This window comes from Mesorhizobium sp. WSM4832, from assembly GCF_055811115.1.
In genome coordinates, this window is sequence record NZ_JBVVQH010000007.1 from 275,313 (window position 1) to 285,662 (window position 10,350).

General features: G+C 64.7%; 8 protein-coding genes. 6 read left to right on the forward strand and 2 right to left on the reverse strand.

The genetic code is table 11. The features are described from left to right. The first annotated feature begins 185 nt into the window (after positions 1-185). Genes AC0L2L_RS13000 through melA form a run of 4 tightly spaced genes read left to right on the forward strand, consistent with a single transcriptional unit; the run spans position 186 to position 5,402 of the window. Complete coding sequence (locus AC0L2L_RS13000; protein WP_473578866.1) at positions 186-1,193, forward strand: ABC transporter permease; 1,008 nt, start codon at positions 186-188, stop codon at positions 1,191-1,193. Then, complete coding sequence (locus tag AC0L2L_RS13005; RefSeq protein WP_473578867.1) at positions 1,194-2,330, forward strand: ABC transporter permease; 1,137 nt, start codon at positions 1,194-1,196, stop codon at positions 2,328-2,330. Between the two features lie 10 nt (positions 2,331-2,340). After that, positions 2,341-4,011: an ABC transporter ATP-binding protein gene (locus tag AC0L2L_RS13010; protein WP_473578868.1), complete on the forward strand. Its 1,671-nt coding sequence runs from the start codon at positions 2,341-2,343 to the stop codon at positions 4,009-4,011. A 20-nt stretch (positions 4,012-4,031) separates the two neighbouring features. Further along, on the forward strand, positions 4,032-5,402 hold the full coding sequence (melA, locus tag AC0L2L_RS13015) for an alpha-galactosidase (RefSeq protein ID WP_473578870.1): 1,371 nt from the start codon (positions 4,032-4,034) through the stop codon (positions 5,400-5,402). Here the strand turns inward: melA and purD are convergent. Both purD and AC0L2L_RS13025 read right to left on the reverse strand, forming a co-directional pair. Then, complete coding sequence (gene purD, locus AC0L2L_RS13020) at positions 5,399-6,679, reverse strand: phosphoribosylamine--glycine ligase (RefSeq protein WP_473578872.1); 1,281 nt, start codon at positions 6,677-6,679, stop codon at positions 5,399-5,401. The genes melA and purD overlap by 4 nt on opposite strands. Positions 6,680-7,129: 450 nt before the next feature. After that, the gene (locus AC0L2L_RS13025) at positions 7,130-7,924 is read right to left on the reverse strand and encodes a phytanoyl-CoA dioxygenase family protein (RefSeq protein ID WP_473578873.1); all 795 of its coding nucleotides are present in this window, start codon (positions 7,922-7,924) and stop codon (positions 7,130-7,132) included. Between the two features lie 164 nt (positions 7,925-8,088). On the opposite strand from AC0L2L_RS13025, the gene AC0L2L_RS13030 reads away from it, so the two are divergent. Continuing rightward, positions 8,089-9,000 carry a LysR family transcriptional regulator gene (locus AC0L2L_RS13030; RefSeq protein ID WP_473578875.1) on the forward strand — a complete coding sequence of 304 codons (912 nt, stop codon included), beginning with the start codon at positions 8,089-8,091 and terminating at the stop codon, positions 8,998-9,000. An 80-nt stretch (positions 9,001-9,080) separates the two neighbouring features. After that, positions 9,081-10,064: a 4-hydroxybenzoate octaprenyltransferase gene (ubiA, locus tag AC0L2L_RS13035; protein ID WP_473578887.1), complete on the forward strand. Its 984-nt coding sequence runs from the start codon at positions 9,081-9,083 to the stop codon at positions 10,062-10,064. Positions 10,065-10,350: the final 286 nt, after the last annotated feature.

Sequence of the window (10,350 nt, forward strand, 5' to 3'; positions counted from 1 at the left end):
ATATTTATAAAAAAAACTTCTCCCCCCCTACCTCTCCCCCCCCTACATTTAATAAACCCCCCATTTTTTTTTTACCCCCCCCCCCCCCCCCCCCCCCCCCCCCGCGGGGGGGGCCCCCCCGGGGACGAACCAACCCCCGAACGCCCCAGGCGGCGCGTCCGGCGAGATGAGGAAGCGGACCGTCCATGTTGCGATTCCTGCTCATGCGCGTAGCGTCGGCGATACCGGTCCTCGCCATTTTGAGCCTCGTCACCTTCGCCATCATCCAGGCGCCGCCGGGCGACTATGCCGACTACATCCGCTCGCAGTTGATCAACCAGGGCGGCGCCTCGTTCGCCCAGGCCGACGCCCAGGCGCAGGCCTACCGCATCGAACACGGCCTCGATAAGCCGCTGCCCATCCAGTATCTCAACTGGATCGGCGGCATCGTCACCCGCGGCGATTTCGGCTACAGCCTCTATTACAACAAGCCGGTGGCCGATGTGGTGGGCGAACGCCTGCCGCGCACGCTGCTGCTGGCGCTGGTCTGCCACCTGCTCGCCTCGGTGCTGGGCATTACCTTCGGCATCTGGGCGGCGACAAGGCAGTATAGCTGGATCGACTCGACGCTCTCGGCCATCTCCTTCCTCGGCATGACGGTGCCGCGCTTCCTGATGGCGCTGATCATCGTCTATCTCCTGGTCTTCCAGTTCAACGTGTCGGAGATCGGCTCATTCTTCTCGCCGCAATATGGCGGCGCGCCGTGGTCGTGGGCAAAGTTCGTCGACCTGGTCAAGCATGTCTGGCCGGTGGTGGCGATCGCCACCTTCGGCGGCCTCGCCTACAACATGCGTGTCATGCGCGGCAATCTGCTCGACACGCTCAACGCCCAATATGTCGAGACGGCCAAGGCCAAAGGCCTGCCCGGCGGCGCTGTCGTCATGCGCCATGCCGTGCCCAACGCGCTGCATCCTTTGATCATGTATCAGGGCGTGGTGCTGCCCTACATGCTCACCGGCGAGATCGAGACGGCGATCATCTTCGCGCTGCCGACCGTCGGCCCGGCGATCGTCGGCTCGATGGCGGTCGGCGATGTCTATGTCACCGCTACCTTCATGATGGTGCTCTCGGCGACGCTGATCGTCGGCAACATCGTCGCCGACATGTTGCTGGTCCTGCTCGATCCGCGCGTCCGTCAGTTCGGGGAGCGCTAGATGCTTGCGCGCGATCCCTCTCCGCCGCCATTGCCGCCCGAGGCAGCGACGATCGCCCCGGTACACGGCAACGAAAGCTATATCGCGCTGGTCTGGCGCCGGCTGAAGCGCTCCTGGACCGGCATGACCGGGCTCTTCCTGGTCGTGCTGCTGCTGATCATGGCTGTCTTCGCGGATTTCCTCGCGCCCTCGGATCCGAAGGCGACCGATGTCGCCTTTGCGCCGCCGGAACTGCCTTCCTTCCATGACAAGGACGGCAATTTCACCCTGCGGCCGAGGGTCTATGCGCTGGCCGATTCTGCCGACCTCGATCCGGTCACCTTCCAGCCGATCGTCGGTCCCGACTACGATCATCCGCGCCTGCTCGGCTTCTTCGTCGAAGGCGCGCCCTACAAGCTCTTCGGGCTGATCCCGGCGGACCGGCATCTCTTCGCCTCGATGGACGGCCAGCCGGTGCATTTGCTTGGCACCGACAAGTTCGGCCGCGATGTGCTGTCGCGCGCCATCCACGGATCGCGCGTCTCGCTGATGATCGCGCTGACCGTCGTCTTCATCATCACCGTCATCGGCACCACAGTCGGCATGGTATCTGGCTATTTCGGCGGCAAGTTCGATGTCTGGATGCAGCGCTTCGTCGAGCTGGTGCTCGCCTTCCCGCAACTGCCGCTCTACCTGGCGCTGACGACGCTGATCCCGGTCACCGCGCCAACCAACGTCTTCCTCGGCTTCGTCATCATCGTCATGTCGGCGCTCGGCTGGGCGCAGATGTCGCGCGAAGTGCGCGGCAAGACGCTGGCGCTGGCGCGCATCGACTATGTCCGCGCGGCCATGGCGGTCGGCGCCACCGACCGCCGCATCATCATGCAGCACATCTTTCCCAACGTGATGAGCCATGTGATCGTGGCGGTGACGATCGCGATCCCGACGGTGGTGCTGCTCGAAGCCTTTCTCGGCTTCCTCGGCTTCGCGGTGAAGCCGCCGCTGATCTCGTGGGGGCTGATGCTGCAGGACACCGCGACCTACTCCGTCATCGGCACCTATCCGTGGATCCTGTCGCCGGTCGGCTTCGTGCTGGTCACCGTCTTTGCCTTCAACGCGCTGGGCGACGGCCTGCGCGATGCCGTCGATCCGTACTGAGGTGGCCGGGATGACGACGATCGCGCTCGCACAATCCTTCGCACCAGCCGTCCGGCTCGACCATGCCGGACGCCACGACCAGCCGATCATCGATGCCCGCAACGTCGAGGTCGCCTTCAAGGTCGAGCACGGCACCGTCGAGGCGGTGAAGGATGTCTCGTTCCAGCTCTATCGCGGCGAGACGATCGCCATCGTCGGCGAGTCCGGGTCCGGCAAGTCGGTGACGGCGCGCACCGTCATGGGACTGCTGTCGAAGCGGGCCTCCGTGTCGCCGAAATCAAGCATCGACTATTGCGGGCAGGACATACTGAAATTCCCGGAGAGCGCCCGGCGCAAGCTGCGCGGCAACCGCATCTCGATGATCTTCCAGGAGCCGATGAGCTCGCTCAACCCGATCTACACGGTCGGCAGCCAGATCGTCGAGGCGATCAGGGTGCACCGCAAGGTCAGCCGAAGGGAAGCCTGGGCCCGCGCGCTCGAGCTCTTGCGGCATGTCCAGATCCCCGAGCCGGAAGCACGCATCAAGCAGTATCCGCACCAGCTGTCTGGCGGGCAGCGCCAGCGCGTGATGATCGCCATGGCGCTCGCCAACGACCCCGATGTGCTGATCGCCGACGAGCCGACGACCGCGCTCGACGTCACGGTGCAGGCGCAGATCCTCAACCTGATCCGCAACCTGCAGAAAGAGCTCAGGATGGCGGTCATCCTGATCACCCACGACCTCACAGTGGTGCGCAAGTTTTCCGACTACGTCTATGTCATGCAGCATGGCGAGATGTGCGAGCACAATGTCACCGAGCGGCTGTTCGCCGATCCGCAGCATCCCTACACGCAGCGGCTGCTCGCTTCCGAGCCCCGCGGCGAGCCGCAGCCGCTGCCGGTGAACAGCGGCACCATTCTCGAGGCCCACGACATGCGCGTCTGCTTCATGCTGCGCCATGGCAGCTTCCTGAAGCCGGATTGGCGCGAGCTGGTCGCCGTCGACGATCTCGGCCTGAAACTTTGCCGCCACGAGACGCTCGGGCTGGTCGGTGAATCCGGCTCCGGCAAGACCACGTTCGGTCTTGCCTTGCTCAAGCTCACCGACGCCAAGCGCGGCGAGATCAGTTTCGACGGCCAGCCGATCCACGGCCTGTCGCGGAGCGATATGCGGCCGCTGCGCTCGCGCATGCAGGTCGTCTTCCAGGACCCGTTCTCCTCGCTCAACCCGCGCATGACGATCGGCCAGATCATCGAGGAAGGGCTGGTCGTCAACAAACTAGGCGCGACGCGACGCGAGCGGGTCGATCGGGTGCGCGAGGCGCTGGTGAGCGCCGGCATGCCCGGCGATATCCTGTCGCGCTTTCCGCATGAATTCTCGGGCGGCCAGCGCCAGCGCATCGCGATCGCGCGCGCCATCGCGCTGGAGCCCGAATTCATCCTGCTCGACGAGCCGACATCGGCGCTCGACCTCTCGGTGCAGGCGCAGATCATCGACCTGTTGCGCAAGCTGCAGGACGAGCGCGGCCTGAGCTACCTGTTCATCTCGCACGACCTCAAGGTGGTGCGGGCGCTCTGCCATCGCGTCATCGTCATGCAGCACGGCAAGATCGTCGAGCAGGGGCCCGTCGACGAGGTCCTCACCAATCCCAAGACCGCCTACACCGAACGGCTCGTCAGGGCCGCTTTCGACGTGGCCTGAACATATGCCGGAGGTTCATAGTGGCTAGAAATCCCAAGATCGCGTTCATCGGCGCCGGCTCGACGGTGTTCATGAAGAACATCGTCGGCGACGTGCTGCAGCGGCCGGCGCTGGCGAGCGCGACGATCGCGCTGATGGACATCAACCCGCAGCGGCTGGAAGAGAGCGCCGTCGTCGTCAACAAGCTGATCGCGACGCTCGGCGTCAAGGCGAAGGCCGAGACCTATTCCGACCAGCGCAAGGCGCTGACGGGCGCGGATTTCGTCGTCGTCGCCTTCCAGATCGGCGGCTACGAGCCCTGCACCGTCACCGACTTCGAGGTGCCGAAGAAATACGGCCTGCGCCAGACGATCGCCGACACGCTCGGCGTCGGCGGCATCATGCGCGGATTGAGGACCGTGCCGCATCTGTGGAAGATCTGCGAGGACATGCTCGCCGTCTGCCCCGAGGCGATCATGCTGCAATATGTCAACCCGATGGCGATCAACACCTGGGCGATCTCAGAGAAATACCCCACAATCAAGCAGGTCGGGCTGTGCCACTCGGTGCAGGGCACGGCGATGGAGCTGGCGCACGATCTCGACCTCCCCTACGAGGAGATCCGCTACCGCTCGGCCGGCATCAACCATATGGCCTTCTATCTCAAGTTCGAGCATCGCCAGGCGGACGGCTCCTACCGCGACCTCTATCCGGACCTCGTGCGCGCCTATCGCGAGGGGCGTGCGCCGAAGCCCGGCTGGAACCCGCGTTGCCCCAACAAGGTGCGCTACGAGATGCTGACCCGGCTCGGCTATTTTGTCACCGAAAGCTCGGAGCATTTCGCCGAATACACGCCCTATTTCATCAAGGACGGCCGCCCCGACCTGATCGAGAAATACGGCATTCCGCTCGACGAATATCCAAAACGCTGCATCGAGCAGATCGAGCGCTGGAAGGGCCAGGCGGAGGCCTACCGCTCGGCGGACCGGATCGAGGTCGAGCAATCCAGGGAATACGCCTCCTCGATCATGAACTCGGTGTGGACCGGCGAGCCGTCGGTGATCTACGGCAATGTCCGCAACAATGGCTGCATCACATCGCTGCCTTTCGATTGCGCCGCCGAAGTGCCATGCCTGGTCGATGCCTCGGGCATCCAGCCGACCTATATCGGCGACCTGCCGCCACAACTGACGGCGCTGATCCGCACCAACATCAACGTCCAGGAACTGACGGTGCGGGCGCTGATGAGCGAAAACCGCGAGCATATCTACCACGCGGCGATGATGGACCCGCACACGGCGGCCGAGCTCGACCTCGACCAGATCTGGTCACTGGTCGACGATCTGCTTGCCACTCACGGCGACTGGCTGCCGGCCTGGGCGCGCACCAGCCGAAAGACCCAGGCGGCTTAGGCCCCGGCCTTCTCACGCGCCACGGCCTGCCAGCCGATGTCACGGCGGTAAAAACCCTGCGGCCAGTCGATTTGGCCGATCGCGGCGTAGGCCTTTTCCTGCGCCTCGCCGACGGTGGCGCCCAAGGCGGTGACGTTGAGCACCCGGCCGCCATTGGCGACCAGCGCGCCGCCATTGATGGCGGTGCCGGCGTGGAAGACCTGGACGACCTCGCCTTCCACCTTATCGAGGCCGCGGATGACCGAGCCTTTTTCCGGCGTGCCGGGATAGCCTCGCGCCGCCATCACCACGGTCAATGCCGCCTCATCGCTCCAGCGGATCGACATATGCGCGAGCTGGCCGTCGACGGCGGCGTTGAGCAGGACGAGCAGGTCGTCCTTCAGCCGCATCATCAGCACCTGGCATTCGGGATCGCCGAAGCGGGTGTTGTATTCGATCAGCTTGGGGCCCTGGTCGGTGATCATCAGCCCGGCGAAGAGGATGCCGGCGAAGGGCGCGCCGAGTTCGGCCATGCCGCGCATGGTCGGCTCGATGATCTCGCGCATGGTGCGTTCGGTCATTTCCGGCGTCATCACCGGCGCCGGCGAATAGGCGCCCATGCCGCCGGTGTTCGGCCCGGTATCGCCGTCACCGACGCGCTTGTGGTCCTGCGCGGTGCCGAAGGGCAGCGCGGTAGCGCCGTCGCAAAGGCAAAAGAAGCTCGCCTCCTCGCCGGTCAGATATTCCTCGACCACGACCTCGGCGCCGGCCGCGCCGAAGGAACCGTCGAAACAGGCTTCGAGCGCGGCGATCGCCTCATCGAGGGTCATGGCGACGGTGACGCCCTTGCCGGCGGCAAGCCCGTCGGCCTTGATGACGATCGGAGCGCCCCTCGTCTCGACATAGGCCTTTGCCGAGGCGAGATCGCCGAAGCGGCCATAGGCGGCGGTCGGGATGTCGAATTTGGCGCAAAGGTCCTTGGTGAAGCCCTTCGAGCCCTCGAGCCGGGCCGCCGCCCTGGAGGGACCGAAGACGCGGACGCCCCAGGCGCGCAGGTCGTCGGCGATGCCGGCCACCAGCGGGCCTTCCGGGCCGACCACGACCAGGTCGATCTTCTTCTCCTGGCAGAAGGCGGCCACGGCGGAATGGTCGGCGACGTCGAGCTTCACCAGTTCGGCGACACGGCCGATGCCCGGATTGCCGGGCGAGGCGTAGAGCCTGGTCAGGAGGGGCGAGGCGGCCATCTTCCAGGCGAGCGCATGTTCGCGGCCACCCGAGCCGAGAAGAAGAACATTCATGGCCACCTCTTGCTGCCGATCGCCTCTGCCCTGAACCCGCTATTGATCCGCGGGCGACCGGTCAAGGCGTCTTGGCATTTTGGCGGCAATTGCACACGGGAACATGGCCTTCATCAAGGCGGATGAGGCAAGATCCGTGTTCGGCTAGTTCCTCCCCAACCTCGTCATTCTATGGCGGAGCAAGGAGCGAAGCGACGCAGCGCAGACCCGAGAATCCATGCCGTGACTTGGAAGCGCCGCCACGGTGCAGAATTTTGCTCCGTTGCGCTCCTTGGCTAAGGTAACGGCATGGATTCTAGGGTCTGCGCGACGGAGCTTCGCTCCTGCTCCGCCCTAGAATGACGATCGCGAAGAGCGTTTCGGCCGATCTCCAAGGCAGCTACCTGCCAACGCAAACAGAGCCGACCGATCAAAATCCCCCTGTGCAGTGCCACTAGTCTGAAAAAAGCCTCAGCTCTGGAAAACGACGGGAAACCAGTCCTCGCGCAGTTTCTGGCCGGGCTTCATGTCGTGGCCGGGGTAAGGCGGCGAGGTGCGGCCGGGGCGCTCGACATAGTGCGCGTCGTCACCGACCCAGCGCAGCGACAGCGCCCTGCGGCGCGCCGAGGTCGGGTTGCCGCGCGCGCCATGCGCGGTGCGGAAGTCGAACAGGATGGCGTCGCCCGGCTCCATCTCCCATTCGAGCACCTTCATCGAAGGATCGTTGTCGGGATCAGGCACCGGCCGGTAGTCGCTCTCGCCGGCGTAGAAATTGGCGTCGTTCAGCCAGCGCACCGGCAGGACCATCTTTTCCCATTTGTGCGAGCCGGCGATCAGCCTCAGCGTCGCTTCCTTCACCGGATCGATCGGGATCCAGAAGCTGACCGTCTGGCTGCCGTCGACGAAGTAATAGGGAATATCCTGGTGCCAGGGCGTCGGCTTCTGGGTGCCGGGCTCCTTGACCAGGACGTGATCGTGGAAGAATTGCGCGCTGCGCGACTGCATCACGGCGGCGGCGAGTTCGGCGGCCGGCGATTCCCGGACGACCCTGGCGAATTCGGGGATGCGCTCCCAGTTGCAGTAATCGTCGAAGAAGCTGCCCTTGCCGCCGGCGATGTCGGACGCCGTGGCGCTGCGTTCCCGCATGTTGCGCTCGATGCCGTCGGCGATGACATCGACCCAGTCCTTGAAGGCGCCGCGGATGCAAACCGCGCCGTCGCGCTGATAATCGGCAATCGTCGAGGCATCTATCTTTGGGCTGGCCATGGCGCTCGATCTCTTGTTTGACGCAATTCCGGACGGAAAACCGCTACACACTTTTCCTGGAATTGCTCGTGGTTAGGCAACCGACTATCGCAAGCGCCAGACATCGCGTAAAATAATAACTTGTCATCTGATTTATAGTTTTTTCCTATGAGATGGTTTTGCCGGTGAGACCGACCCTCACCCAGTTGCGCTATGTCGTCGCCGTCGCCCGCTATGGCAGCGTGACCGCGGCGGCCGCGGCGCTCAACGTGTCGCAGCCGTCCATCTCGGTGGCGATCGACAATGTCGAGGATGCGCTCGGCCAAAAACTGTTCGTGCGCCAGCGGGGCAGCGGCGTTTCGCTGACATCCTTCGGCCGCAGGGCCGTCGCCAAGGCAAGGCAGGTGCTGGGCGAAGCGGATGAACTGGCCGCGCTCGGATCGCGCGAGGCCGATGTCGGCGGCGAGCTGGTGCTCGGCTGCTTCGAGGACCTGGCGCCCTATTTCGCGCCGGCGCTGATGCGTGCCTTCGCCGAGCGTTGCCCCGCCGTCACGGTCGTCATAGGCGACGAGACCTTCGACACGCTGGGGCGGCGCCTGGCCGACAGCGCCGTCGATCTCGGCCTCACCTACGATCTTGGCCTGCCCGGGCATTTCAAGCGCGTCCTTCTGCATGAGTTGCGGCCGCATGCGCTTCTGCCCGCCGGCCACGTGCTGGCGGACAAGCACGCCGTCAGCCTGGCGGAGCTCGCCGAACATCCGCTGATCACCACCGACCAGCCGCACAGCTGGCAGCACATGCTGGACCTCTTCCTCAGCCGCGGCCTGTCGCCGATCGCGCGGGCGACGACAAGCTCGTTCGAGCTGCAGCGCTCCATGGTGGCCAACGGCTTCGGCGTAGCGGTCAGCTATACAAGGCCGTATGGCGACCGCAGCTATGATGGGCTGCCGCTGGTCTGCAAGCCGCTCTCCGATCCGCTGCCTATGCAGCGCATCATCCTGACCCATGACACACGCCAGCGCCTGTCGAAGGCAGCTACAGCCTTCATCGACGTCGCCAAGGCATGGTTTGCCGGTCACGATGTTTTCACCGCCTGAGTTTTACCGCCATGAGTTTCACGGCTTGAGCGACAACGCGGCCGCTTGACGGCGCCGCTTGCTGCTGCCACTCCAGCGTGATGGAACCCGTCCAGTCGAAAGCGATCCAGGGCCGTGTCGCCGATGCGCCGAGCGGCCATTGGGTCTACCGGGTGCTGCCGCGCTGGCTCTGGCCCTATGCGCAGTTGGCGCGCTGGGACCGGCCGATCGGCTGGCAGCTGCTGTTGTGGCCCTGCTGGTGGTCGGCGGCGCTTGCCGCGAGCGCCTATCCGCGCTCGACCGACCCGCTGCTGACGCTGCTGCCCGCGCCCTGGTACCTGTTTTTGTTTTTTGTCGGCGCCGTCGCCATGCGCGGCGCCGGCTGCACCTATAACGACCTCGCCGACGAGGACATCGACAACCAGGTCGAGCGGACCCGCTCGCGACCGCTGCCGGCGGGCAAGGTGACACGCCGCCAGGCCTGGACATTCGTCATCATCCAGGCGCTCATCGGGCTTGCCGTGCTGCTGCAGTTCAACAGCTTCGCCATCCCGCTCGGCATCGCCTCGCTGGCGATCGTCGCCGTCTATCCGTTCATGAAGCGCATCACCAACTGGCCGCAATTCGTGCTTGGGCTGGCGTTCTCCTGGGGCGCGCTGATGGGCTGGGCGGTCGAGTTCGGCGACATCGATGACCCGGCCATCATGCTCTATATCGGCTCGATCCTGTGGGTGATCGGCTACGACACGATCTATGCGCACCAGGACAAGGAAGACGACGCCATCGTCGGCGTGCGCTCGACGGCGCGGCTGTTCGGCGACAACACCAAGACCTGGCTGGTCGGGCTCTATGGCGGCGCGCTGGTCTGCTTCGCCATCGCGTTCGCTTCGGCGCAGGTGCCCGTGGTGGCGCTGGCCGGGCTGATCGCCGCCGGCGCGCATATGGCGCGCCAGATCATCCGGCTCGACATCAACAATCCAGATCAGTGCCTGAAACTGTTCAAATCGAACAACCAGGTCGGCTGGCTGATCTTCCTCGGCCTGATCGGCGGGTCAGTGTGGATATGGCTGAAGCCGCTGGTGTAGTGTTTTTCCTTCTCCCCGTCACTATACGGGGAGAAGGTGGCGGCAGCCGGATGAGGGGCGGCGCCAACCTTGAAAGCAAGGTGAAATTTGCGGCTGTGATATCGCGCATGCGACGGATGAAGTTTGACGCGGCCAAACACTTAGGTTGGCGCCGCCCCTCATCGCCCTGCCGGGCACTTCTCCCCGTATAGTGACGGGGAGAGGTGGCTCGTGTCCGAACCGGATAGATAGGTAACAGAATGGACTGATTAGATGGGTGACAGTTTTCTCGTTTGCCGGGAGGACC